Annotated in this window: 22 protein-coding genes; 14 read left to right on the top strand and 8 right to left on the bottom strand. The window is 59.1% G+C overall.

Going from position 1 to position 25,485, the window contains the following annotated elements:
* Positions 1-23: 23 nt before the first annotated feature.
* Complete coding sequence (locus ABFT80_RS22015; RefSeq protein ID WP_347974109.1) at positions 24-635, top strand: glutathione S-transferase family protein; 612 nt, start codon at positions 24-26, stop codon at positions 633-635.
* Positions 636-893: 258 nt separating this feature from the next.
* Here the strand turns inward: ABFT80_RS22015 and ABFT80_RS22010 are convergent, their stop codons facing one another.
* Entirely contained in the window at positions 894-1,106 is a 213-nt protein-coding gene (locus ABFT80_RS22010) for a cold-shock protein (protein ID WP_347974108.1), read from the bottom strand.
* A 281-nt stretch (positions 1,107-1,387) separates the two neighbouring features.
* On the opposite strand from ABFT80_RS22010, the gene ABFT80_RS22005 reads away from it, so the two are divergent.
* Positions 1,388-1,714: a hypothetical protein gene (locus ABFT80_RS22005; protein ID WP_347974107.1), complete on the top strand. Its 327-nt coding sequence runs from the start codon at positions 1,388-1,390 to the stop codon at positions 1,712-1,714.
* 58 nt (positions 1,715-1,772) lie between these two features.
* Here the strand turns inward: ABFT80_RS22005 and ABFT80_RS22000 are convergent, their stop codons facing one another.
* Complete coding sequence (locus ABFT80_RS22000; RefSeq protein WP_347974106.1) at positions 1,773-2,348, bottom strand: methylated-DNA--[protein]-cysteine S-methyltransferase; 576 nt, start codon at positions 2,346-2,348, stop codon at positions 1,773-1,775.
* 208 nt (positions 2,349-2,556) lie between these two features.
* Between ABFT80_RS22000 and ABFT80_RS21995 the strand changes: the two genes are divergently transcribed.
* From ABFT80_RS21995 to ABFT80_RS21975, 5 genes are all read left to right on the top strand, one after another.
* Complete coding sequence (locus ABFT80_RS21995; protein ID WP_347974105.1) at positions 2,557-3,198, top strand: lytic transglycosylase domain-containing protein; 642 nt, start codon at positions 2,557-2,559, stop codon at positions 3,196-3,198.
* Between the two features lie 68 nt (positions 3,199-3,266).
* Complete coding sequence (locus ABFT80_RS21990) at positions 3,267-4,268, top strand: serine hydrolase domain-containing protein (protein WP_347974104.1); 1,002 nt, start codon at positions 3,267-3,269, stop codon at positions 4,266-4,268.
* A gap of 85 nt (positions 4,269-4,353) precedes the next feature.
* Positions 4,354-5,133, top strand: a complete 780-nt coding sequence (locus tag ABFT80_RS21985; RefSeq protein WP_347974103.1) for a hypothetical protein — start codon at positions 4,354-4,356, stop codon at positions 5,131-5,133.
* 84 nt (positions 5,134-5,217) lie between these two features.
* A complete protein-coding gene (locus ABFT80_RS21980) occupies positions 5,218-5,961 on the top strand; it encodes a DUF899 family protein (protein ID WP_347974102.1) in 744 nt (247 codons plus the stop codon).
* Positions 5,962-6,207: 246 nt separating this feature from the next.
* Positions 6,208-6,579: an endonuclease domain-containing protein gene (locus ABFT80_RS21975; RefSeq protein ID WP_347974101.1), complete on the top strand. Its 372-nt coding sequence runs from the start codon at positions 6,208-6,210 to the stop codon at positions 6,577-6,579.
* An 809-nt stretch (positions 6,580-7,388) separates the two neighbouring features.
* Here ABFT80_RS21975 and carB read toward each other — a convergent pair.
* Positions 7,389-10,868, bottom strand: coding sequence for a carbamoyl-phosphate synthase large subunit (gene carB / locus ABFT80_RS21970; RefSeq protein WP_347974100.1), 3,480 nt, complete (start codon positions 10,866-10,868; stop codon positions 7,389-7,391).
* Between the two features lie 260 nt (positions 10,869-11,128).
* Here carB and ABFT80_RS21965 point away from each other — a divergent pair, with 260 nt between their 5' ends.
* Positions 11,129-11,314, top strand: coding sequence for a hypothetical protein (locus ABFT80_RS21965; protein ID WP_347974099.1), 186 nt, complete (start codon positions 11,129-11,131; stop codon positions 11,312-11,314).
* Between the two features lie 12 nt (positions 11,315-11,326).
* On the opposite strand, the gene ABFT80_RS21960 is transcribed toward ABFT80_RS21965, so the two are convergent.
* A complete protein-coding gene (locus ABFT80_RS21960; protein WP_347974098.1) occupies positions 11,327-12,157 on the bottom strand; it encodes an alpha/beta hydrolase in 831 nt (276 codons plus the stop codon).
* 391 nt (positions 12,158-12,548) lie between these two features.
* Between ABFT80_RS21960 and ypfJ the strand changes: the two genes are divergently transcribed.
* Positions 12,549-13,493, top strand: a complete 945-nt coding sequence (gene ypfJ, locus ABFT80_RS21955; RefSeq protein ID WP_347974097.1) for a KPN_02809 family neutral zinc metallopeptidase — start codon at positions 12,549-12,551, stop codon at positions 13,491-13,493.
* 259 nt (positions 13,494-13,752) lie between these two features.
* Here ypfJ and ABFT80_RS21950 read toward each other — a convergent pair whose 3' ends face one another.
* Positions 13,753-14,109, bottom strand: coding sequence for an ArsR/SmtB family transcription factor (locus ABFT80_RS21950; RefSeq protein WP_347974096.1), 357 nt, complete (start codon positions 14,107-14,109; stop codon positions 13,753-13,755).
* A gap of 147 nt (positions 14,110-14,256) precedes the next feature.
* On the opposite strand from ABFT80_RS21950, the gene ABFT80_RS21945 reads away from it, so the two are divergent.
* On the top strand, positions 14,257-15,438 hold the full coding sequence (locus ABFT80_RS21945) for an MFS transporter (RefSeq protein ID WP_347974095.1): 1,182 nt from the start codon (positions 14,257-14,259) through the stop codon (positions 15,436-15,438).
* 1 nt (position 15,439) lies between these two features.
* On the opposite strand, the gene purU is transcribed toward ABFT80_RS21945, so the two are convergent.
* Positions 15,440-16,291, bottom strand: coding sequence for a formyltetrahydrofolate deformylase (gene purU / locus ABFT80_RS21940; protein ID WP_347974094.1), 852 nt, complete (start codon positions 16,289-16,291; stop codon positions 15,440-15,442).
* A 148-nt stretch (positions 16,292-16,439) separates the two neighbouring features.
* On the bottom strand, positions 16,440-17,642 hold the full coding sequence (carA, locus tag ABFT80_RS21935; protein ID WP_347974093.1) for a glutamine-hydrolyzing carbamoyl-phosphate synthase small subunit: 1,203 nt from the start codon (positions 17,640-17,642) through the stop codon (positions 16,440-16,442).
* Between the two features lie 313 nt (positions 17,643-17,955).
* On the opposite strand from carA, the gene ABFT80_RS21930 reads away from it, so the two are divergent.
* Entirely contained in the window at positions 17,956-18,405 is a 450-nt protein-coding gene (locus ABFT80_RS21930) for a GatB/YqeY domain-containing protein (RefSeq protein ID WP_347974092.1), read from the top strand.
* A gap of 39 nt (positions 18,406-18,444) precedes the next feature.
* On the top strand, positions 18,445-19,005 hold the full coding sequence (locus ABFT80_RS21925; protein WP_347974091.1) for a GNAT family N-acetyltransferase: 561 nt from the start codon (positions 18,445-18,447) through the stop codon (positions 19,003-19,005).
* A gap of 280 nt (positions 19,006-19,285) precedes the next feature.
* Here ABFT80_RS21925 and ABFT80_RS21920 read toward each other — a convergent pair whose 3' ends face one another.
* Complete coding sequence (locus ABFT80_RS21920; RefSeq protein ID WP_347974090.1) at positions 19,286-20,950, bottom strand: Na/Pi cotransporter family protein; 1,665 nt, start codon at positions 20,948-20,950, stop codon at positions 19,286-19,288.
* Between the two features lie 281 nt (positions 20,951-21,231).
* On the opposite strand from ABFT80_RS21920, the gene dnaG reads away from it, so the two are divergent.
* A complete protein-coding gene (dnaG, locus tag ABFT80_RS21915) occupies positions 21,232-23,157 on the top strand; it encodes a DNA primase (protein WP_347974089.1) in 1,926 nt (641 codons plus the stop codon).
* Positions 23,158-23,469: 312 nt separating this feature from the next.
* Complete coding sequence (gene rpoD, locus ABFT80_RS21910) at positions 23,470-25,485, top strand: RNA polymerase sigma factor RpoD (protein ID WP_347974088.1); 2,016 nt, start codon at positions 23,470-23,472, stop codon at positions 25,483-25,485.

The raw sequence follows: 25,485 nt of genomic DNA, 5'->3' as shown, positions 1-25,485 counted from the left end.
AGCTTTATCAGGAGGAGCGCGCGATGATCACCGTTTACGGCATGACGAATAGCGGCAATTGCTACAAGCCGCGCCTGCTTCTGGGCAAGCTCGGAAAACCGTTTCGCCATATCGAGGCGAACTTTCAAAACGGCATGACCCAGTCTCCCGAATTTCTGGCGAAAAACCCCAATGGCATGGTGCCTTTGCTGGAGTTGGAAGACGGACGGCTTCTGGCCGAATCCAACGCGATTCTGCTCTATCTGGCCGAGGGTACGCAGTTTTTGCCGGGCGATGCTTATGAGCGCGGGCTTGCCTATCAATGGATGTTCTTCGAGCAGTATAGCCACGAACCCTACATCGCGGTGCGGCGCGCGCTGCTGACGATCCCCGAAAAGATGAAGAATGCGACGCCGGAGCGGCTGGCGGTAACGCTGGAACGCGGAAACAAGGCGCTGCGCGTGATGGACGTGCATCTGGCATCGCATGATTTCTTTGCCGGAAAGACATTGAGCGTCGCGGATCTGGCGCTTTACGCGTACACCCATGATGCGGGCGCGGGCGGCTTCGTGCTTGCCGATTATCCGAATATTTTGGCCTGGCTCGAGCGGGTGACGGCCGATCCGGGGCATGTTCCGATGCAGTGGATCGGGTAAGACTTGCTTTCAGGCAAACAAAAAGGCGGGATGTTATCCCGCCTTCCGTTTCAGTAGACTGACTTAGGGTCTTTTCAAAAGGCCGCAGGCATATGCTGCATAGGCTTTTGAATTTCTACCCTGAGCGCGGCGCTTAAAAACGCGGCCGCCAGTACATCCGTGACTTGCCGCGCGCTCGAACCGAAGTTCTGCGCGCGCATTGTCTGGTGAGGCACATCCTGTTTTGAAGGTTTAACCCTTCAGAGACGTGCCGCCAAATCAGCCAATCTTGCTGAGGGCGCCAGCTGCGGACTTGCCGGTGCGGCGGTCCTGTTCGATTTCGAAGTTGACCTTCTGGCCTTCGACGAGGTTCGACATGCCAGCGCGTTCAACAGCGGAGATGTGGACGAATACGTCCGCGCCGCCATTGTCAGGCTGAATGAAGCCGAAGCCCTTGGTTGCGTTGAACCACTTAACTGTTCCAGTTGCCATTTCGCTAGTCCTTCTTGCATTCGCAACGTTAGTAATTGTCGGATAACCGACTTGGTATCGAGATTTTGGAGATAGACGTCAGCGAACGCGGAACCGCGGGGCCACTATATCGATCGGCCGAAATATCAATGGACGGCATATAAGCGCTTTTGGGGTCAAAAACAAGATGGTTCATCACCAGCGCCTGTTTGAAACCCTTTTCGAACGAGTTGCACAAAAGCGTGAAACTGCTTTCTTTCGTGAATCGTTGGCTTAATTATCTGGTCATCGAGGAGAACGCCATGATGCGCTTTTCAATTCCATTGGCAGGTTTTGCCGCACTTTTCGTCATGTCCGGCGAGGCCGAAGCCATTTCCCGTTACGTCACCACCAGCATGAGCTGCGATGCGGTTCAGTCACGTGTGGCGGGCGAGGGAGCCGCCATTCTTCGCTATCAATCGACGCGCAATCCAAGCCTGCCGCTCTACGGCCGGTATGTCTCGGATAACCGCTTCTGCGAATATGGCGAAGTGTCCGTGCCGGCCTATGTGCCGACGAACGATGCCCGCTCGTGCCGCGTGAATAAATGCGAACGCCCTGACTATGATGATTGGTGGCGCCGTCGCTAGGAACAGGACGCAATTCCGGACGCAAAACCGCTTCACCCTTTTACTGGAATTGCTCCAGTCAGAAAGCGAACGACGCCTGAGGCGAGGGTGGCGGGCCGACGCGTACGCCCTCCATCAGGAGCAGGCGTTCCTTCGTCGTCGAGCCGCCGGGCGCCGAAAAGCCGCCGATAAGATTGCCTGCGGCCAGAATGCGGTGGCACGGCACGACGATCGGCACCGGGTTCGCGCCCAGCGCCTGACCCGTCTCACGGAAAAGACCAGCATGGCCGGCGCGTGAGGCCAGTTCTCCATAGGTGACGGTTTCACCATATTTCAGCTTTCGAGCGGCGTCATAGATCGCCAGCCGAAACGCATCGATGCCGGACAGATCGACCGGAAAATCGTCGAAGGCAACCTGCCGACCCGCTGCATAGTCGCGCAATTTGCCAATCAGGAGCGCCATCTTCGGCGGTGGTTCGCTGGCAGCAACGCCGTTGCTGGTTCGCGCCAACCTTCGTTCTGTGCCTGCTCGATCGCTTTCGGGCAATTGAAGGCGGGCGAGGCCCTCGTCGCTCCAGGCAATGCCCACCCAGCCAAGCGTCGTCTCGAAGACCGCGCTGCCGGTGACCGGGGCTTTTGTAGACTGATGTGACATGTTCGATTCCTCACCCCAGCATATCAGCTTTTACGCCAAGTACAAATCATGAACATTACCTCTGTGTAATGAACGGATTGCCTGCGGGCTTTTGCTGATGTAATGAATCTGCCGGGGCGAGACCAGATATTCGGAAGCGAGCGGCCGTTTGCCTGCATTTCCAAGTTACATTTCTACCGTGAATTTTGTTGCCGGAGCAGCGCTTTCTTTGCTTGCGCTCAGTGGCTGCAGCACGACCAATGGCGATGTGTCGGCAAGCCTGGCACCTACCGAAAACGACATTCAACTTGATCTGCCTGAGACGGTTGCGATCCTTCCGGTTTCGCAATTCGCATCCGCCGAAAGCAAGGTCGCGTATCCTAACCAGGAAATTGCAGCTTCAGCCTATGCTGCACCTGCTGCAGGCGGTGGCGGCAATCTGGATCAACTCATTTCGAAATATGCGCAGGTCTATGAAGTGCCGGTCGAACTCGTGCGCCGCGTCGTAAAGCGCGAAAGCAATTTCCGTCCGCAAGCTTACAATCGCGGCCATTGGGGCCTGATGCAGATCAAGCACCAGACCGCCAAGGGCATGGGCTATGTTGGCTCGGCCAGCGGTTTGCTGGACGCCGAAACCAACCTCAAATATGCCGTGAAATACCTGCGCGGCGCCTATCTGGTGGCAGACGGCAATCATGACCGCGCCGACCGGCTTTACCAGACCGGCTATTATTACGACGCCAAGCGCAAGGGCATGCTCGAGATTACCGGTCTCGGCAAGGATCGCCGCCGGGCCCGCAAGGTCGAGACGGTTGCACCGACGCCTGCGCCTTCGCCGGAGCAGACGGCTGCCACACCTTCGGCTTCCTGAACGCACATATTCTCAACTTGGCGTGATACGGGCTGCAAAAGGGCCAGTTTGCGAACTACAACAGCGCGATGAACCGATTCATCGCCGCTTTCACGATTGCCCTTTTCCTGTTTCCGGCAAGCGCTTTCGCGCAAAGCCCGGTAAATGCACGGCTGGCCGAAATCGCCGACGCCGCAGGCGAAATCGAGCCGCTGGAAACGCTTATCATCTCGCGTAACGGTGAGATATTGGTCGAGGAAGGCTTTCGCGGCCATAGGACGACGGGCGCGACCAACATAAAATCCGCCTCGAAATCCATCGTTTCGGCACTTGTCGGCATCGCCATCGACAAGAAGCTACTGACCGGCCCCGATCAGAAGATCGCGCCGCTGCTTTCCGGCGCGTTGCCGGACAATGCCGATCCGCGCATCAACGACATCACCATCGGCCATCTGCTTTCCATGCAGGCGGGTCTTGGGCGCACGTCGGGCCCGAATTACGGGCGCTGGGTCGCCAGCCGCAACTGGGTGCGCGCAGCCCTTGCCCAACCGTTCGAAAACGATCCGGGTTCGGGCATGCTTTATTCGACCGGCTCGACACATCTGCTTTCGGCGATCCTCACAAGGGTCGGCGGCAAATCCACCCGCGAGCTGGCGCGCGAATGGCTGGGGCCGGTCGAAGGTTTTTCAATCGCAAGCTGGGACCGCGACCCGCAGGGCATCTATCTTGGCGGAAACCAGATGGCGATGACGCCACGCTCGCTGCTGGCCTTCGGCGAACTCTTCCGCAATCGCGGCATGGCCGATGGCAAGCGCGTGCTTTCCGAAAGCTGGATCGACCAGTCATGGGAGCCGCGCACGCGCTCCGTCTTCTCCGGCGAGCAATATGGCTATAGCTGGTTCATTGCCGACATGGTCGGCCACCCGACCTATTACGCCTGGGGCTATGGCGGGCAGATGCTCTATATCGTGCCGGACCTCGGCCTTTCCGTGGTCATGACCTCAACCGAAGGCCCCTCCGCCCGCAACGGCCACCGCGATCGCCTGCACGGGTTGATGCGGGATATTGTTCAGGCGGCAGAGGCTGCCTAGTACCAAATAGCCGTTTGGTAATTTCAGCTTGTATTTTCAATTATTTCGTCCTCCAATCATCCTGGGTTATGGAGGAGGGGATTCATTGCATAAGCTTCCGAAGAAGTTTGTCGAGCGTGTTGCTTCGGCATTGAAGAAGTATCAACGCGTTGCACTTGCGCAGCAGAAATCGGATGTAGCGGAAGCTGACACCGTTACCTTGATCAAGGATGTTCTATCCGATGTGTTCGGTTACGATAAATATGAAGAGCTAACTGCCGAACACCAGATAAAATCTACATTTTGTGATCTGGCGATTAAGATCGGAGGGCAACTCCGACTGCTTATCGAAGTTAAATCTGCTGGCAGCGCATTGTCGGAAAATCATTTGCGGCAAGTGATCGATTACGGTGCCCATCAGGGTATTCATTGGGTAATTCTTACCAATGCGGTCGAATGGCGGTTGGTCCGTATTTACGTGGCCAACCAGATAAGCCACGAAGAGGTATGCCGTATCGTCTTCGCGGATATGAACGCCAAGAATGAAGACCATCTTCAGTCCATGTTCCTTTTCGCCAAGGAAGGGCTTACGACCGATGCGATGGATGCATTCCATCAGCAGGCTCAATTGTTCAATAAATTTACCGTTTCCGCGGTTATGCGGACCGATCCGGTCATCTCGGTGGTGCGTCGCGAGATTCGTCGTCTGTTTCCAGATGTGAAGATTGGAAACGATACGCTTGCGTCTTTGATCGAAAACGAGGTCATCAAGCGAGAAACGATCGAAGGCGATAAGGCCAAAGAAGCCGCCACGCGTATCCGAAAAGCGAACAACAAGATCGAGAGAGCCAAGAGCAAGGTCACCAAAGCAGACGCGGAAGCCTAGCTGCTCCTTGTTCTAAACCGAGCATGTCGGAATTGGCCATTCTCGAACGTCCTTGCAGCAGGCGGCGGCAGATGGAGGTTGAAAATGGTCAGTTTTCCCAATGAATCCGCAGACTATCGCGTCGCGCGCGACAGGCTTCTCGAAAAGGAAAAGGAGCTTCGCCGTGCGATGGAGGATGTTGCGGTTGCGCGCCGCGCGCTGCCGATGGGCGGGGTGGTGACGCAGGAATATGTCTTTGACGGTCGCGGACCGGAAGGCGCGCCTGCGAAAATCAGCTTTGCTGAGTTGTTTCAGCCGGGCAAGAACACGCTCATCGTCTACAATATGATGTTTCCGCGCTACCCGACCGACACGCGCGAAAAGGCGGGGGGCGGCGAGACGGCGAAGCTGTCCATTACCGATGCGCCATGCCCCTCATGCACCGGCCTGCTCGACCAGCTTGATGGTGCGGTCGGCCATCTGGAAGCGGCGGGTTTCAATTTCGCGGTCATCGCCAAGACCTCGCTCGATCACCTTGAAGGGCTGGCGCGCGACCGTGGCTGGCGCAATATGCGGCTGCTTTCGTCAGCGCATAACAGCTTCAACCGCGACTATCACACGGAAGACGAAAACGGCTATCAACTGCCGCTTCTCTCGGTTTTTCAGTGTCAGGCCGATGGCATCCGCCATTTCTGGAGCTCGGAACTGGGCTTTGTCGACAGCGAACCCGGCCAGGACCCGCGCGCCGCAGGCACGATAGAGCCGCTGTGGAATTTGATGGACTTTACGCCGGGTGGTCGCGCGGATTTTGAGGAGCAATTGCAGTATGGCGGGAGTTGCTGCCATTGAAGGGCACGGCGTTACCTTCTCCCCTTGTGGGAGAAGGAGCCCCGAAGGGGCGGATGAGGGGTGTTGGCGGGAACGCGGCATTTCAAGAAATTACCGCTCGGCACCAGTTCTGCAACGAAGCACTCCGTCCAACACCCCTCATCCGACCGACCTCGCTCCGCTCGGCCACCTTCTCCCACAAGGGGAGAAGGAAAGGGCGCATCGATCACACTTTCTCCCACGCGTGAGAATCTGTAGCCTGCCCTTATGCCCCACCAGCCAGTCCAACCAGAAAAACGCCGCTTCGCAAGAACGCTCAGGCGTGAATTGACCGAGGCCGAAGGCAAACTATGGCAGGAACTGCGCAGTCGCCGTCTCGATGGAATCAAGTTTCGCCGACAAGCGCCGGTCGGGCGCTTCGTTGCCGATTTTCTGTGTGCCGACGCAATGTTGATCATAGAAATCGACGGCAGCCAGCACGCGGATTCCGTCTACGACCGCGAACGCGATGCGGAATTGAAGGCACGCGGTTTTCGCGTGCTGCGGTTCTGGAATGACGATGTGCTGCGCGAGATGAACAGCGTCTGCGACACGATCATCGCCTATGTGCGGGATACCAGTTTGCAGCCGTGGCGGTGAGGCACCACCTTCCTTCTCCCCTTGTGGGAGAAGGTGCCCCAAAGGGGCGGATGAGGGGTGTTGGCGGGAGCGCGGCGCATCAGGAAATTGCCGCCCAACACCCGTTCGGTAACGAAGCACTCCGTCCAGCACCCCTCATCCGACCTCGCTCCGCTCGGCCACCTTCTCCCACAAGGGGAGAAGGGAAGAGTTGGCTGACGGGGCACAATATCCGCAGCTTGGACGAAGTCACAGAAAATTTAGGTTTCCAAAAAAGCAGATGATAATGTTATTCGTAATCTCCTTGAGAGGACGAATAAAAAGGGCGATCTTTGATTTTAAATGAAATTCAGAAACTAATAGACGCTGAGAAATCAGCTTTTGACTATGCAAGAATGTTCTTGACCACCGTCGCTTGGTGGACCTTATGGATATTAATAGCCACAAAACTTTGGACGCAAGGATCGTATTGGGGCATTCCTGTGCTTCTGATATCTGGTCTATTTGGAGTATTTTTAGCGTTCAGGCTTAATGTTTTAACTGAGAGAATTGTAGATATATTTTTTGTTCAAGTTGAAGGAATGAAGCGGTTTCTACGATGGCCGGTGCGATTTATTGTAGTGCTTCTGCCTTTGACGAGTTCTTGGCTGATAGTGTGGGCCTTGATGTTCACTAAATTTCCACTTTAGATGAGCGCTTCGAAATGTCTGGCAGCGGCTTGAATTCCAGTTGGCCGACCCACGGTCGTAGTTGGTTAATTATTGCTTTGCTGCTGATCGGCCTAACGCCTATTTTTCGTAATGGAAGAAACAAGGGACACTCAGACCCCTCTAAAAATAATCCTGCAACGGCCTGACTTCCAAGCTCCCAGCCTTCAGCGCCGCAATCGCCTCGGCCACTGCGCCCATGCCTGAGAGTGTCGTGTAGTACGGCACTTTCTGCATAAGCGTTGCGCGGCGGAGGGATTTGGAGTCGGAGACGGCTTTTTGGCCGTCGGTGGTGTTGAAGACGATCTGGACCTGACGGTTGCGGATTGCGTCTTCGATGTGGGGACGGCCTTCCAGGACCTTGTTGATCTTTTCCGCCTTCACGCCGTTTTCGGCGAGGAAGCGCTGGGTGCCGCCGGTTGCGAGTACGCGGAAGCCGAGATCGGCCAGGCGTTTTACGGCGGGCAGGGCGCCTTGCTTGTCTTCGTCACGCACCGAGATGAACAGCGTGCCGGAGCGGGGCAGGTCGACGCCGGCACCGAGCTGCGCCTTGGCGAAGGCCAGCGCGTAATTGGTGTCGAGGCCCATGACCTCGCCGGTCGATTTCATTTCCGGTCCGAGCAGGATGTCGACGCCGGGGAAGCGGGCGAAGGGGAAGACTGCTTCCTTGACCGCGATGTGGCCCGGATTGCGCGGATCGGGCTTTGCGCCGTAATGGGCAAACGCATTGTCCAACGTCTCGCCGGACATGATGCGCGCGGCGATCTTGGCGATCGGGCTGCCGATGGTCTTGGCCACGAATGGCACGGTGCGGGATGCGCGCGGATTGACTTCCAGCACGTAGATTTCGCCGTCCTTGATGGCGTATTGCACGTTCATCAGGCCGCCGACATTCAGCGCGCGGGCAAGGGCTGCCGTCTGGCGTTCGAGTTCGTCCACGGTTTCGGAAGACAGCGAATGGACCGGCAGCGAGCAGGCGCTATCGCCCGAATGGATACCGGCTTCCTCGATATGCTCCATGATGCCGGAGACGAAGGTGTTTTCACCGTCGCAGAGGCAGTCGACATCGACCTCGATCGCGCCCGACAGATAGGTGTCGAACAAAAGCGGGTTCTTGCCAAGCAGCGTGTTGATCTGGCCGGTCTTGTCGTTGGGGTATTTCTGCTTGATGTCTTCCGGCACGAGGCCCGGAACAGTGTCGAGCAGATAGGTCTGCAGCATGCCCTCATCATAGATGATCTGCATGGCGCGGCCGCCAAGCACGTAGGACGGGCGCACGACCAGCGGGAAGCCGAGTTCGGAGGCGACGGTGCGCGCCTGCTCCACCGACCAGGCAATGCCGTTTTTCGGCTGGGTAAGGCCGAGCTTCTGCAAAAGCTTCTGGAAGCGGTCGCGGTCTTCGGCAAGGTCGATCATGTCCGGCGAGGTGCCGAGGATCGGGATGCCTGCCTTTTCAAGCGCATCCGCCAGTTTCAGCGGTGTCTGGCCGCCGAACTGCACGATGACGCCGTGCAGCGTGCCTGCGGCCTGCTCGGCGCGCAGGATTTCCAGCACGTCCTCATCCGTCAGCGGCTCGAAATAGAGGCGGTCGGAGGTGTCGTAATCGGTCGAGACGGTTTCGGGATTGCAGTTGACCATGATGGCTTCATAGTCGGCGTCGCGCAGTGCGAAGGCGGCATGGCAGCAGCAATAGTCGAACTCGATGCCCTGGCCGATGCGGTTCGGGCCGCCGCCGAGGATGACGACCTTCTTGCGGTCGGAAACCAGCGCTTCGGAGCGCGTCTCGCCGGCGAAAGGCGTTTCATAGGTCGAATACATATAGGCGGTGGGCGAGGCGAACTCGGCAGCGCAGGTGTCGATGCGCTTGTAGACCGGGTGCACGTCGAGCTTGGTGCGCAGTTTCTGGACGTCGGTGGCGTCTTTTTTGGTCAGCGAAGCGAGGCGCGCGTCGGAGAAGCCCATTGCCTTCAGCATGCGCAGATTAACGGCGTCCTGCGGCAGACCATGCTCGCGGATGCGGGCTTCCATGTCGATGATGCCGCCGATCTGTTCGAGGAACCACGGATCGATCTTGCACATGTCGTGCACCTGCTCGAGCGAGGTGCCCGTGCGGATCGCCTGCGCGACCATGCGCAGACGGTCTGGCGTCGGCGTGCCGAGGGCGGCGCTGATGGCGTTTTTGTCGTCGCCGGTGCCGATGCCCGGAATTTCGATCTCGTCGAGGCCGGTCAGGCCGGTTTCAAGGCCGCGAAGCGCCTTCTGCAGCGATTCCTGGAAGGTGCGGCCGATGGCCATGACTTCGCCGACCGACTTCATCGCGGTGGTCAGCGTCGGCTCTGCGCCGGGGAATTTCTCGAAGGCGAAGCGCGGGATCTTGGTGACGACATAGTCGATGGACGGCTCGAAGGACGCAGGCGTCGCGCCGCCGGTGATGTCGTTTTCGAGCTCGTCCAGCGTGTAGCCGACGGCGAGCTTCGCGGCGATCTTGGCGATCGGGAAGCCGGTGGCTTTCGAGGCAAGTGCGGACGAGCGCGAAACGCGCGGATTCATCTCGATGACGACGAGACGGCCATCGGCAGGGTTGACCGCGAACTGGACGTTGGAGCCGCCGGTCTCGACGCCGATCTCGCGCAGAACCGCGATCGAGGCGTTGCGCATGATCTGATATTCCTTGTCGGTCAAGGTCAGCGCGGGAGCAACGGTGATCGAATCGCCGGTGTGGACACCCATCGGGTCGAGGTTTTCGATGGAGCAGATGATGATGCAATTGTCCGCTTTGTCACGGACGACTTCCATCTCGTATTCCTTCCAGCCGAGCACCGATTCCTCGACGAGGACTTCAGTGGTGGGCGAGGCGTCGAGGCCGGAGCCGATGATGTCGAAGAATTCGGTGCGGTTGTAGGCGATGCCGCCGCCGGTGCCGCCCATGGTGAAGGACGGGCGGATGATGGCGGGCAGGCCGACATGGTCGAGTGCCTGTGCGGCAATCGCCATCGCGTGGTTGATGTAGCGCTGCTTGCGGTCGCCTTCGCCGAGGTTCCAGGCAGTTTCGAGCGCGTCCAGTGCCGCGTCGAGATCGGCGGGAGCGGACGCTTTCAGTGCGGCGCGCTCGGCCTCATGCTTCTTGCGATCGGCGTCCTTGACGTCGGAAGCGTTGGCCAGCATCGACTTTGGCGTCTCAAGCCCGATCTTGGCCATTGCCTCGCGGAACAGGGAGCGATCCTCGGCCTTGTCGATGGCGTCGGCATCTGCGCCGATCATCTCGACATTGTAGCGTTCCAGAACACCCATGCGGCGCAGCGACAGTGCGGTGTTGAGCGCGGTCTGGCCGCCCATGGTCGGGAGCAGCGCGTCGGGACGCTCCTTGGCGATGATCTTGGCGACGACTTCGGGGGTGATCGGCTCGATATAGGTCGCGTCGGCCAGTTCCGGGTCGGTCATGATCGTGGCCGGGTTGGAGTTGACGAGGATGACGCGGTAGCCTTCCTCCTTCAGAGCCTTGCAGGCCTGCGTGCCGGAATAGTCGAATTCGCATGCCTGGCCGATGACGATAGGGCCTGCGCCGATGATCAGGATGGATTTGATATCGGTGCGTCTAGGCATGGCGGCGTCCTGTCTTTTTCAGGCTGCGCGAAAAACCGGGCACGGGGTTCCCCGGCCGGTTGCGCGCATATGATATGTATCTGGCTAGGAGGGCCTTATAGGGAAATGCGCGCGCGCACGTAACCCCGAAAATGCAACTTTGCGCGGGGTTTTTACAGCTTCTTACCAGTTGCATGGAACGCGACCGGAACAAGGTGGGGTTCAGTGGCGTTTGAACGACGCGCCGCGCTCATGCGACGCCGTTCCGGGAGGACATTCTGATGGGTGTTAAGGAAGCGCCGACAGCCAAGGGCAAGGCCGCCGCAAAGGGCCTCAAACAAAGCGCCATGGCCGATGAGAAAAAGGTCGAGGCCAAAAAGGGCTCCGACCTGAAGAAGGGCGAGAAGCGTTTCGACGAAAGAGCGAAAAGCTCGGACGGAAAAAGCGCCGGTACGAAGCAGCGCTGATTCTCGAAAACCCTACCTCGTCTGCGAGGCTACCTGGCCTGTGCCGGCTATCCATTCGGCGACGATCTTGACGTCTTCTGCGCCGAGCCCGTGATTTGACGGGATCATGTGCGCCTCGACATTCGCGCCGCGCTTGCGTAGCGTGTCTTCGAGCGCCGGTGCGAAGGGCGCATAGAGCTTGTCGGTGCGGCCAGCGATGGTGAGGAAGTTGGAATTCTTCAGGCTGACGGCAGGAATCTGGTTCAGAACCGTCATCGGGCGCAGAAGCACTGCGCGGTGAACGATTTCCGGATGAAGAAGGCTGAGCGACGACAGCAGATTCGCGCCGTTCGAATAGCCAAGGAAAATCGTGCGATCGAGATCGATCTTCTGCTGTGTGGCAAAGTCGGAGACGAATGCCGCAAACGCGTCCGCTTCTTCGCGAATGTCCTGCTGGTCGAAGGAAATCGGCGTGATGCGCTTGTACCAGCGATTCTTGCCATCCTGCGTGACGCGTCCGCGAATGCCGATGAGGGTGGCGCGGGGCGCGATCTTCGAGGCAAGCGAAACGAGGCTTTGCTCATTGCCGCCCGAGCCGTGCATCAAAATGATCGTCTGGTCCGACGCGTTTTCGGGCTTGTAGACGTGGTGGACGAACAGCTTGTTTCTCAAGATACTCGACTGCGTTTCCGGCACGATCTTCAACACCGCGCCTTGTGCTGCACTAGCAGTCACCGGTGACGAGATTTCGGCAGCCGTCGATACCGCGCTCTTTTTTGGCACGGTGTTGTCGGCAAAGCCTGCCGCGGTAAAAGTGAGAAGGGCTGCAGCACCCGCAAGGGCGCAAAATGCGTGTCTGATCATGTGGGCGATCCTGACAGTTAAAAGTTAAATAAAGTCTGATCCGGCGTCGGTTACGCTCATTGCAAAGAATGGCCGCATTCATCGCGGAAACATCTCTTTGCGCCCGATCAACCACCTGCGGCACGGCCAATGCTCGTGAGGCAGGATTTCGCTTTCCCTCAGAATAAAAGCGGTCACCGGACGGCGCATCAGATAGATGATCCTTGCGCTCCCGTCACGCATTTTCTCGCACTGCAATATGAGTTGATGAGCCGGCGTTGCTGCACTGCCACACCGTGTTTGGGCCAAACCGCAAAAAGCCTGTGACTCGATGCAACCGTTCGGCTACTTATTGGTTTGAGGAAACCCGCTGCAAAAGCCGCCGGTTTCGCAACCTTTTGAGGACCACGCAATGCGCTGGAGAGGCCGTCGGCAAAGTGACAATATAGAGGACGCTCGCGGTCAAGGCGGCGGCTTGGGCGGCGGTCTTGGACGCGGCGGCGGTTTTCGAATTCCGATCGGCAGTGGGGGCAGAGGCGGTGGCCTCAGTATCTCCACCATTATCATAATGGTCGTCATCTTCTTTGCGTTGCGCGCATGCGGCATCGACCCTCTGGCCATTCTGGCGGGTGGCGATGGCGCTTCTGTGCCCGGCGGCGGCGGTCAGGTGACGCAGCAGCAACAACAGACTGCGCCGACCGGCGAAGGCGCGCCGGCGAGCGACGAGATGAAGCAGTTCGTTGGCACCGTGCTTGCCGAGACGGAAGACGTCTGGAACGGCATCTTCAAGACCGAAGGCCTGCAATATGAAGAACCAAAGCTGACGCTTTTCTCCGGCCAGATTCGTTCGGCCTGCGGCTACGCATCGTCGGCTTCCGGTCCGTTCTATTGCCCCGGCGATCGCAAGGTCTATCTCGACACGTCCTTCTTCGACGAGCTTTCGCAGAAATTCGGCGCGTCGGGCGATTTCGCGCAGGCCTATGTGATCGCGCATGAAGTCGGCCATCACGTTCAGAACCTGACCGGCATCCTGCCGAAGTTCAACGAGATGCGCCAGCAGATGAGTGCGGCGGATGCCAACCAGATGTCGATGCGCGTGGAATTGCAGGCGGATTGCTTTGCGGGTGTCTGGGGCCACTTCACCAACCAGAAGGGCCTGCTCGACAGTGGCGATGTGGACGAAGCGCTGAATGCAGCGCAGCAGATCGGCGACGATACGCTGCAGCGCCGCACGCAAGGCTATGTCGTGCCGGAAAGCTTCAACCACGGCACGTCTGCACAGCGTAAAAAGTGGTTTTCCGCCGGATTCGAGAGCGGGAAATTGTCGGACTGCGATACGTTCAACAATCCGATTTAAGGGTCTCGGGGCGCGACGGTCGTTGCAATTGGTTTTGCTGGAGTCCTTCCATAGAAACGTTGGCGGGACAGCGCCCCCCTCTGTCCTGCCGGGCATCTCCCCCACAAGGGGGGAGATTGGCAGCTTCAATGTTGCCGCCAGATTTGCGATGCTCAAGATTGGCGAAATCGGAAATGAAATCTAATCTCCCCACCCGTGGGGGAGATGTCCGGCAGGACAGAGGGGGGCGCCTCGCGATTCCGTAAAAACAGGGACCGCTTTAGACCGCCACCGCCTCTTCAGCGGCAATCACTTTCTGCACTACTGGAAGCGTAACGGCTTCGGCGATGATAGAATCGAGCAGGCCGGGAAACCGTGCGTCAATTTCATCGCGGCGAAGGGTGATCAGCCGGCTGGTGCCGGAAACCTCTGTGCGGGTAATGCCGGCCTCGCGCATTTTCGCCAGATGGTAGCTGATATTCGTCTTCGAACCGAAATCCTGAAACTGCATGCAGTTGGTCTGCTGGCCTTCGCGTAGCGCGAGATAGCCGACGATGGCGAGCCGTGTCTGGTCGCCAAGTACGGTCAGCACATTCGGCAGCGAAATCTGGTCGGCAGTAGGATGAGGCAAGGTCATAGCTGAAACCTAGCGGCGCTGGCGTTCCGGTTCAATGCGTTTGACGGCCTCCTGACATCAGGCTGACAGGAAGCGTGTGCGACTACATTGACATGGCGAGCTTGTAAGTTCAATAGTTCAATAACTTTTGAACCAAGGATCGATCCGTTGGATAAGCGTCTCATTTGGCTTGCTGTAGGCTCATTCACGATGAGCACGGTGGGCTTCGTTTTTTCGAGCCTGCTGCCGTTCATTGCAGCCGACACGCACACGACCATTCCCACCGCCGGTTATCTGATCACGGTTTTCTCCTTGTCCTACGCCGTCGGTGCGCCGCTCCTTTCGGCGCTTGCCGGAGCCGCAGACAGGCGCCGGGTTCTGACGGCGGCCATTTTGACGTTTGTTGCCGGTAACGTGCTCGCCGCTACCAGCGTTTCCTTCACGACGCTGCTGCTTGCGCAGATCGTGATGGGAATGGCGAGCGGGCTGTTTGCCGCCACCGCGCAGGCGACTGCCGTTTCGCTGGCTGCGCCCGAACATCGCGCGCTGGCCATTTCGGTGGTGGTTGGCGGCACCACATTCGCGGTTGCTCTCGGCGCGCCGCTTGGCGCGCTCATCGCGGCGGTTTGGGGCTGGCGGGGTACTTTCGGCGCCATTGCGGTGTTGGGACTGGTATGTGCCAGCGTGCTGTGGCTACGCCTGCCGCGCGGATTGCAAGGCACCAGGCTGACACTGAAGGAGCGTTTCGGCATCATCGGCAGGGCAGGTATCGCGTCATCACTGGCGGTGACGTTTCTTTATCTGGCTGGCGGCTTCATGATCGTCTCTTATCTGGCCCCGTTGGCAATCGAGGGGGCAGGGCTTTCAAAGCTCGCTCTGCCGGGACTTCTGCTCGCTTTTGGTGTCGGCGCGGTGATCGGAAATCTGTCGAGCGGCTACCTTGCCGACCGTATCGGGGCCACGCGAATGGTGGCGGCATCGCTCATCGCCTCGCTGATGGTCGCCCTTTCCATTGCGTTCGGCCTGCACTTCCTGCCGCAACATCTGGCTGGCCCGCTGCTGATCGGCATCATGCTGCCGTGGGGCATCATCGGCTGGGCGTTCCCGCCCGCACAGGCAAGCCGCATCGTCGGTTACGCGCCGGAAGTGGCGCATCTGACGCTGTCGCTGAATGCTTCTGCAATGTATTTCGGCATAGCGGCCGGAACCGCGCTCGGCGGCCACGTGCTGGAAAACGCGGCTCCTGCCGATCTGGGCTTTTTCGCAGCGCTGTTTCCGATAACAGCACTTCTCGTGCTTTATGCGAGCCGGCGCGCGCAGCGGCGACTCGCGGCGGCTCCCGCCGAATAGATCAGGCGAAAACGATGGTCTTGTTGCCGCTCAGCATAACGCGGCCTTCAAGGTGAAGCTTTACCGCGCGGGCAAGCACGCGCGATTCGATATCGCGCCCGGCGGCGACGTAATCATCGGCGCTCATCGAGTGGTTCACGCGTTCGGTCTCCTGCTCGATGATCGGGCCTTCGTCGAGGTCCGGCGTCACATAATGCGCGGTCGCGCCGATAAGCTTCACGCCGCGATCATGCGCCTGATGGTAGGGCTTGGCACCCTTGAAGCTTGGCAGGAACGAGTGGTGGATGTTGATGATGCGCCCGTAGAAGCTGCTTGAGAGGTCATCGGACAGCACCTGCATGTAGCGCGCCAGAATGACCAGTTCGGCCTGCGTTTCCTCGACCAGCTTGGCGAGTGCGGCTTCCTGTTCGGGCTTGTTGTCCTTCGTCACCTTGGCGAAGTGGTAGCGGATGCCTGCTTCTTCCGCGACCTTGCGGCTGTCTTCGTGGTTGGAAACGATGGCGACGATTTCAGCGTCCAGCCAGCCGACCCGAACCTGATAAAGCAGATGAAGCATCGCGTGGTCGAATTTCGAGACCATGATGATGATCTTGGGACGAACCGCGGTTTCCGTCAGGCGCGCTTCGATGCCGAAGCGTGTCACCGAGGGCGCAATCGCTTCTTCGATGGCCGCATTGTTTGCACCGCCCGCATCGAAGGAAATGCGCATGAAAAAGCGGTTGGTCTGCTGATCCCAGAACTGGTTGCTCTCGACGATGTTGACGCCTGCCGCCGCCAGTTGGGTGGTAACGGCTGCCACGATGCCGGGCCGATCTTCGCAGGACAGGTTCAAAATGTGGGAAGGGCGGATCATTTCTTTGGCACCATCGCGGGATCGAGGGAGGGCTGGTTGAGGCAAGCGTCCAATCGCTTGCCGTCGCCAATATTGCGGTGGAACATTTCGCCCGCTGGCCCGGAAACGACAGGCCGGACCACAGGGACGACTTGTCGTATTTGAGCTTTTAGCGTTCCGCCAATGCAGGCTCGCCCTTGGTTTCGCGGATGAGGTTCACGAAACGGCGGAAGAGGTAGTGCGAATCCTGCGGGCCGGGCGAGGCTTCCGGGTGATGCTGCACCGAAAATACCGGCCTGCCGGTAAGCATGATGCCGCAATTCGATCCGTCGAACAGCGAGACGTGGGTTTCCTCGACGCCTTCTGGAAGCGAGTCCGCATCGACCGCGAAGCCGTGGTTCATGGAGACGATCTCGACCTTGCCGGTCGTGTGATCCTTCACTGGATGGTTTGCCCCATGGTGGCCCTGATGCATCTTTTCCGTGCGTCCGCCGAGCGCCAGCGCGAGCATCTGGTGGCCGAGGCAGATGCCGAAAACAGGGATGTCGGTTTTCAGCAAATCCTTGATGACCGGCACGGCATATTCGCCGGTGGCAGCCGGATCGCCGGGGCCGTTCGACAGGAAAATGCCATCCGGCTTGAGCGCCAGAATGTCGTCGGCTTCGGTCGTTGCGGGAACGATGGTGACTTTCGCGCCAAGACCGGCGAGCAGGCGCAAAATGTTGCGCTTCACGCCATAGTCGATCGCCACGACATGCATGGAAGGCTTGTCCTGTTCGCCGTAGCCTTCATCCCAGACCCATGGCGTTTCGCGCCATACGGATGACTGGCCGGAGGTGACTTCCTTGGCGAGATCAAGGCCGACGAGGCCCGACCATGCCGCCGCGCGCTTCTTCAAATCGTCGATGTCGAATACGCCGTCCGGCGCATGCGCGATGATGGCGTTCGGTGCGCCGTTTTCGCGAATGAGCGCGGTGAGGGCGCGCGTGTCGACGCCGCTCATCGCGACGATGCCGCGGCGCTTCAGCCATTGGTCGAGATCGACCGAGGAGCGGAAGCTCGACGGGTTGGTGACGTCGGCTTTGAACACCGCGCCGACAGCGCCTGCGCGCGCAGCCGGGTTCAAATCTTCGATGTCTTCGTCATTGGTGCCGATATTGCCGATATGGGGGAAGGTGAAGGTGACGATCTGGCCGGCATAGGATGGGTCGGTCAGGATTTCCTGATAGCCCGTCAAAGCCGTGTTGAAGCAAACCTCGGCGACAGCGCTTCCCGTCGCGCCCAGTCCTCGCCCTTCGATGACCGTGCCGTTTGCCAGAACCAGAATCGCGGTCGGTGCTTCGGTGGACCAGGGGGCGGTAGCTTCGGCCATTTCAGGACTCCTTAGATGTCTCTTCGCGCAGGGTCGCGCCCGCGTGGCTCCGCTCTTGAAATATGCGCGGCCAAAGGCCATATCGCGCAAGGAAAAGCACGGGCCGGTGCGAAATCCGCATCCCCCGTGCCAGACAAAAAGCAAGTCCATGCAAGGCGCGGACAATATGCGAAGCCCGGCACATGGTCAATGTGCCGACCGACGACGATAGCGAAATATTTTCTCTATTAAAATCAGTGGCTTGATGGCGCAATCCGTTGCGTCGAGAGCCTGGCGACGGTAATGTCGGCCCGCTTACCAAGGAGAGAACGCCATGCGCGAGCAACTCGCCCAGGCATTGAAGACCGCAATAAAAGCCCAGGAAAAGCGCCGAATTTCGACGCTGAGGCTGGTTCAGGCTGCCATTCAGGATCGTGACATCGCCAATCGCGGCGCGGGCAAAGACCCGGTTGCCGACGAGGAGATTCTGCTGATTCTTACCAAGATGGTGAAGCAGCGCGAGGAGTCCGCGAAGGTTTTCGAGGAAGGCAACCGGCTGGAACTTGCCGCGCAGGAGCTTGAAGAAGTGGAGATCATCCGCGACTTCCTGCCCAAGCAGCTCGGCGAGGCTGACGTGCGTCAGGCTTGCAGCCAGGTCATCTCGGAAGTCGGGGCAGACGGGCTTCGCGACATGGGCCGTTGCATGAATGCGCTCAAGGATCGCTATGCCGGTCAGATGGATTTCGCCAAGGCAAGCGGCATCGTGAAAACGATGTTGCAGTAACCCTCGTCAAATCAGCTTCGGACCCTAGTTCAGACGCCTATGACTTTCGAACTCATCAAGCCCTCCATCGATCGCCTCGCTTCCTACGTCGCAGCATTGAAGAGCCACTGGTCTCCCGACAATGTTCGCGGCGAGGAGGTGGCGCGCGAACACATCGCGGCAGTCGCAAAGGATCCGGCAGCCTTCGTTGAAAGTCTCGACGATCCCGAGGGCAGGGGCGGTCCGCTGATCTTGCCGGACGGATCTACCGTGCCGCGTCTGCCAAGCGTCAGGCGCTGGGCGTGGGATGGCGATTTCGTCGGCTCGTTCGGCTTGCGCTGGCAGGCGGACGGCTCGGCGCTGCCCGACCATGTGCTGGGTCATATCGGCTTTTCCATCGTTCCGTGGAAGCGGCAGCGCGGCTACGCCACACGTGGGCTTGCCCTGATGCTGGACGAGGCGCGCCAGCGCGGCCTTCGCTATGTCGAACTGACCGCCGACCCGGACAATGAGCCTTCGCAGAAGGTGATGCTGGCCAATGGCGGCGTGCTTCTCGGCCGCTTTCGCAAGGTCGATGCCTATGGCGGCGGCGAAAGCCTGCGCTACAGGATCGAGCTTTAAGCGCCTGCCGATCTGATTCCGGAAGACGGGGTAAGCCCTTGCTTCTGTTAGAGCCTTTCATCTTTTAAATAGGAATGCTGGCGGGACAACACCCCCCTCTGCCCTGCCGGGCATCTCCCCCTCAAGGGTGGAGATTACTCTGTCATAAAAGTGCGGCACCAATCGCTAACTTTGTAGAATCAAAGCGGAGAGCTGTGTCAGCCGATCTCCACCCTTGAGGGGGAGATGCCCGGCAGGGCAGAGGGGGGTGCCTCGCGCCTCAATGAAATCAGGAGCTGATTCAGCTCGCCTTCAACCGCGATCCGCGCAGAAGGCCGTGCTCCTCAAGAACCGGATAAGCGATCGAGGCGAGCAGCGAGTTGATCTGCTTCAGGTCGCGGATCGTGTCGAGATGGATGGAGCTGGTGTCCAGGCTCTTCGCAGCGCCGTCGCGCAGGCGCACGAAATGGCTTTGGTTGGATGCCTGTTCCATGTCGCGCAGCCGGTCCTTTTCCAGAACGATCTGGCGGGCAGCTTCGGCGTCGCGCGAGATCAGGACGTTGAACGCCAGGCGGGCATTTGCAAGGACCGCCGAATGGAAGGCTGCCAGTTCGCGCCAGCCCTGATCGGTGAACTCCAGCCCGCGCTCCATCTTCTTTTTGACGTGCACCAGCAGATTGCGCACGACGATGTCGCCGACCTGTTCGAGTTTCAGCGATGCGCCGAGCAATTCCTTGCAGCGGGCCGCTTCCTCGTCGGTCAGCGTGCGCAGTGTCAGCCGCGTCAGATAAAGCTTGATCGCGGCATGTCTGGCGTCCACCCGGTCGTCGAGCGCGGCGAGCGCCTTGATGCGGTCCGGGTCGGCTTTCTCATAAAGTTCGATGACGTTTTTCAGCATGATCTCGATCATCTCACACAGGCGCACGACTTCGCGCGTCGCGTTGGCGAGTGCCTGCGAAGGGGTGTCGAGGGCGCTTTCGTTGAGCGCGCTGAGTTCTGACGAGTAGAGATTTTCGGGCGCAATCGCCGGCGTGCCGAGCGCGACGATGCGTTCGGATGCCTTGTAGATCAGGCTGGCAAGCGGAATACCCGCGATCAGAATCACGCAGTTGAAGATGATATGCGCGTTGATAATGCGGTCAGCGGCGGTCGAGCCAAGGAATTCCAGCGGCGGGCGCAGCCATAAAAACAGGCTGAGCATGACCAGCGAGCCCATGCCGCGCATCAAAAGATTGCCGATCGGCACGACGCGAACACCGGGTGCCGCAGCGCGCGTGAGTATCGGCGCGATAACCGAACTGCCGAGATTGACGCCGAGCACCATGACGATGCCGAGTTCTGCCGGAATGAAACCGCGCGCCGACAGAGTCACCAGCAGAAGCACCGCGGCAATCGAGGAATGGAAAAGCCATGTCATCAGCGCGGCGAGCAGAAAGGCGGTGATCGGATCGCCGGAGAAATAATCGACGATGACCGGCAGGAGCTTGCTGTCGCGCAGCGGTTCGGCGGCGTGGCCGATCATTTCGAGCGACATGACCAGCAGGCCGATGCCAATCAGGATGCGTCCGATCTGGCGCCAGTCGCGCCGTTCGGTCGCCAGGAACATCGACGTGCCTGCAACGAGGCAGATGGGCACGAGCAGTGTCAGGTCGAAGGTCAGGATCTTGACGACCAGCGCCGAGCCGATTTCGGCTCCGCGCACCGCAAGCTGTCCGGCTATGCCGCTGACGATGCCTGCACCCGCAAAGGAGCCGACGAGCAAGGTGACGGCGGTCGAGCTTTGAAAAGCGATTGCCAGTGCCGTGCCGAGAATCACTGCCAGAAACGGATTGCGCATGGTCGAGCGCAGCTTGTGGCGCAGCACGTCGCCATAGGCGCGCTCTACACCGGTGCGCACCATGCGGGTGGCGAAAAGCATCAGCGCAACAGCGCCTGCGAGATTGAGGAGAACGACCGAGCCACTCATTGCGCAGCACTTCCCGTAACAGGCGAACAACGCTTGTTTTTAATGTTGGAAGCGGGACATTCCCTGTGGCGAATCGGCGTCATGATCTACATTTTTACATTAGCCGGATAATAAAATATATCCACTACCGACTCTTGATTACATCCGACCTTTTGTGTCGGAAATGGATGCGACACCGCTATTCGGGCTGTTGAAAGCCTGTGGATACCGGTGAAGGATTGATAGGGTTCTCGCTTGCGCGGCCCAACGTGCTTATATGGAGCACGGAGAAGACCTTACAAATGCGTTTTTCACCCTCATTCCTCGATGAAATACGTGATCGCGTGCCGATTTCGGCCGTGATCGGTACACGCGTGTCGTGGGACAAGCGCAAAACCAATGCGCCGCGCGGCGATTATTGGGCGTGCTGCCCCTTTCATGGCGAAAAGTCTCCAAGCTTCCACTGCGAAGACAAGAAAGGCCGCTATCACTGTTTTGGTTGCGGCGTTTCCGGCGATCATTTCAAATTTCTGACCGAACTCGATGGCTTGGGCTTTCCCGAAGCGGTTGAACGCATCGCCGATATGGCAGGCATACCGCTGCCGGCCCGCGACGTTCAGGAGGAGCGGCGCGAGCGCGAACGGGCGAGCCTTCACGACGTCATGGAAATGGCGACGAAGTTTTTCGAGGATCGCCTGCAGAGCGCGGATGGCGCAAAAGCGCGCGCCTATCTGCGCGAACGCGGCCTGACGCCTGCCACGCAGCAGGAATTCCGGCTTGGTTATGCGCCGGAAAGCCGGAATGCATTGAAGGAGTTTTTGGCGTCCAAGGGTGTCGAGAAATCTCAGATCGAGGCTTGCGGCCTTGTGCGGCACGGCAACGATATTCCGGTTTCCTATGACTGGTTCCGCGACCGGATCATGTTCCCGATCCCGGATTCACGCGAACGCATCATCGCCTTTGGCGGGCGGGCATTGTCGGCCGATCAGCCCGCCAAATACATGAACTCGCCCGACACGGAGCTCTTCCACAAGGGCAATGTGCTCTACAATTTCGCCCGCGCCCGCAAAGGCATGGGTCGCGACGGCACGGTGATCGCCGTTGAAGGCTATATGGATGTCATCGCACTGGCGCAGGCCGGTTTCCCGAATGCGGTCGCACCGCTCGGCACTGCGCTGACGGAAAACCAGCTTGAACTTCTGTGGCGCATGACCGGCGAGCCGGTGCTTTGCTTCGATGGCGATCAGGCCGGATTGCGTGCTGCATGGCGCGCTGCTGATCTCGCACTGCCGGTCGTGCAGCCCGGACGCACCGCACGGTTCGCGCTTCTGCCGGAGGGCCAAGACCCCGACGATCTGGTGAAGGCGCAGGGTCGTGATGCTTTTACGAATGTGCTTGCCGAAGCACGTCCGCTGGCCGATCTGCTCTGGATGCGCGAAACGTCAGGCGGGGTGTTCGACACGCCGGAGCGCCGCGCCGAACTCGAAAAGACGCTGCGCGAACTGACTGGGCGCATCAAGGATGAAAGCCTGCGGTTTCATTATCAGCAGGACATGCGCGAGCGCGTACAGGCCTTTTTCGGGTCGCAGCGGGGCTTTTCGCCGAAAAAGGGGCAGGGCTTCGAGAAAAAGACGCAAGGCGGGCAGTTTGCGCGTGGCGGACAGGCGGCGGGCCGTTTGGCCGTTTCGGAAAGCCTGTCTCGCTCGGCAATGGTGAAGCGGGCAGGCGTGCTGATGCCGCTGCGCGAAACGGCAATCGTCGTGACGCTCATCAACCACCCGACGCTGATCGACGAGTATTTCGATCTGGTCGAGACGCTCGATCTCAGCAATCCCGGCCTGCGACAGCTTCACGCAGCATTCATCGATGCGGTCGCTCACCATGCCCGCGACCGGCAGAGCGTTTTGAAATACATCACCGGTGCTGGTCTCGATGATGTGTGGGAACAGGCCGAAGCGCTTATCCGCCGCGCGCGTCTGTGGCCCGCAATGGAAGCGGCGGCTGTCGATGATGCCCGCGAAGCCTTTGCGCAGGCGCTGCACTTGCACAGAAGCGCGCACTCTCTACATAAGGAGCTCAAGGCCGCAGAGACGGCGCTTGCAACCGAGCCCACCGACGAAAACTACCGGCATCTGGTCGAAATACAGACGCAGTTCAAAGATGTTCAGGCGACAGAAGCGCTCATCGAAGGCTTCGGCGTCTCGTCCGGCAGGGTTGGCAGAATGTGATGATTGGTCGCTGAGTCGGCAATTGATTCGCTTTTTTCACGCGAATCGTGCCAATGCGCTTGACCTAGCGCAAGAATAACGGAATCAGATCGATTCGAAAACGTTAACAGCGGAATATGCCGCGCCGCCGCCACAGGAATGGATGCCGGCTACTGGACGGATGCAAGTTCGCGCCCCAGTTATCACGGTTAATCTGTACTTAAGGGTGATGCCGTTAGTGACGGCGTAGAGTGTTGGTGCGGCAATCGCAATTGGAATTTTTCCGGTTTGAGTGGGCTTCCACGCATTCTGGATGCTTGGAGAAAGCAAGGCATGGCGACAAAGGAAAAGGAAGAGGTCGAAAACGAACGCGAGGGCGCGACCGATGGTCCCCTGCTCGACCTTTCCGATGATGCTGTCAAGAAGATGATCAAGGCCGCCAAGAAGCGCGGCTACGTCACGATGGACGAGTTGAATTCGGTTCTGCCATCCGAGGAAGTGACCTCGGAGCAGATCGAAGACACTATGGCTATGCTTTCCGACATGGGCATCAATGTCGTTGAAGACGACGAGCAGGCCGAAGAAGCCGAGGCGGGTGAAAACGACGCCGAGGAAGAGGCAAACGAGCTCGCCGAACGTACCGGCACGGCCGTTGCCGCGACCCCTGCCAAGAAAGAGCCTACAGACCGCACCGACGACCCGGTCCGCATGTATCTGCGCGAAATGGGTTCGGTCGAGCTTCTGTCGCGTGAAGGCGAAATCGCGATCGCCAAGCGTATCGAGGCTGGCCGCGAAACGATGATCGCCGGGCTTTGCGAAAGCCCGCTGACCTTTCAGGCCATCATCATCTGGCGCGACGAGCTGAACGAATCGAAGATCCTACTGCGCGAGATCATCGATCTGGAAGCAACCTATGCAGGACCCGAAGCCAAGCAGGCGCCGGTTGTCGAGCGTACGGAAGAAGTCGAAAAGCCCAAGGTCGATGAGCGCGGACGCCGCATTCGCGAAGACGACGACATCACTAATGTCGGCGGCGACAGCCGCCCCGAGGAAGAAGACGACGAAGACGATGAGGCAAGCCTCTCGCTCGCCGCGATGGAAGCCGAACTTCGCCCCCAGGTGATGACGCTTCTCGACACGATTGCCGACACCTACAAGAAGCTTCGCCGTCTTCAGGACCAGCAGGTCGAAAACCGCCTTGCGGCTGCCGGCACGCTTTCGCCGAGCCAGGATCGTCGTCTGAAGGAACTGAAGGATGAGCTGATTACGGCTGTGAAGTCGCTGTCGCTCAACCAGAACCGTATCGAATCGCTGGTCGAACAGCTTTACGACATCAACAAGCGGCTGGTTCAGAACGAGGGCAGGCTGCTGCGTCTGGCCGAAAGCTATGGCGTGCGCCGCGAGGAGTTCCTGAAGGAATATCAGGGTTCCGAGCTAGACCCGAACTGGACGCGCCGGATTGCAAATCTGACGACGCGCGGCTGGAAGGAATTCACCTCGCGTGACAAGGACGCCATCCGCGACCTGCGTTCCGAGATCCAGAATCTGGCGACCGAAACGGCAATCTCGATCTCGGAATTCCGCAAGATCGTGAACCGGGTGCAGAAGGGCGAACGCGAAGCGACAATCGCCAAGAAGGAAATGGTCGAGGCAAATCTTCGCCTCGTGATTTCCATCGCCAAGAAGTACACGAACCGCGGCCTGCAGTTCCTCGATCTCATTCAGGAAGGCAATATCGGCCTGATGAAGGCGGTCGATAAGTTCGAATATCGCCGCGGCTACAAATTCTCCACCTATGCGACGTGGTGGATCAGGCAGGCAATCACGCGTTCGATCGCTGACCAGGCACGCACGATCCGCATTCCGGTGCACATGATCGAAACGATCAACAAGATCGTGCGCACCTCGCGCCAGATGCTTCACGAAATCGGCCGCGAGCCGACGCCGGAAGAACTGGCCGAAAAGCTTGCAATGCCGCTGGAAAAGGTCCGCAAGGTCCTGAAGATCGCCAAGGAGCCGATTTCGCTCGAAACGCCTGTCGGCGACGAGGAAGACAGCCATCTGGGCGATTTCATCGAGGACAAGATGGCGATACTGCCCATCGACGCCGCGATTCAGGCGAACCTTCGCGAAACCACGACGCGGGTTCTGGCTTCGCTAACGCCGCGTGAAGAACGCGTGCTGCGCATGCGCTTCGGCATCGGCATGAACACCGATCACACGCTCGAAGAAGTCGGCCAGCAGTTTTCGGTTACGCGCGAGCGTATTCGTCAGATCGAAGCCAAGGCGTTGCGCAAGCTCAAGCATCCGAGCCGTTCGCGCAAGCTGCGGAGCTTCCTCGACAGCTAA

The organism is Foliimonas ilicis (assembly GCF_039939195.1).
Classification (GTDB): domain Bacteria; phylum Pseudomonadota; class Alphaproteobacteria; order Rhizobiales; family Rhizobiaceae; genus Foliimonas; species Foliimonas ilicis.
The sequence above is the reverse complement of the archived record's forward strand: the minus strand, read 5'-3'. Positions and strand labels throughout refer to the sequence as shown.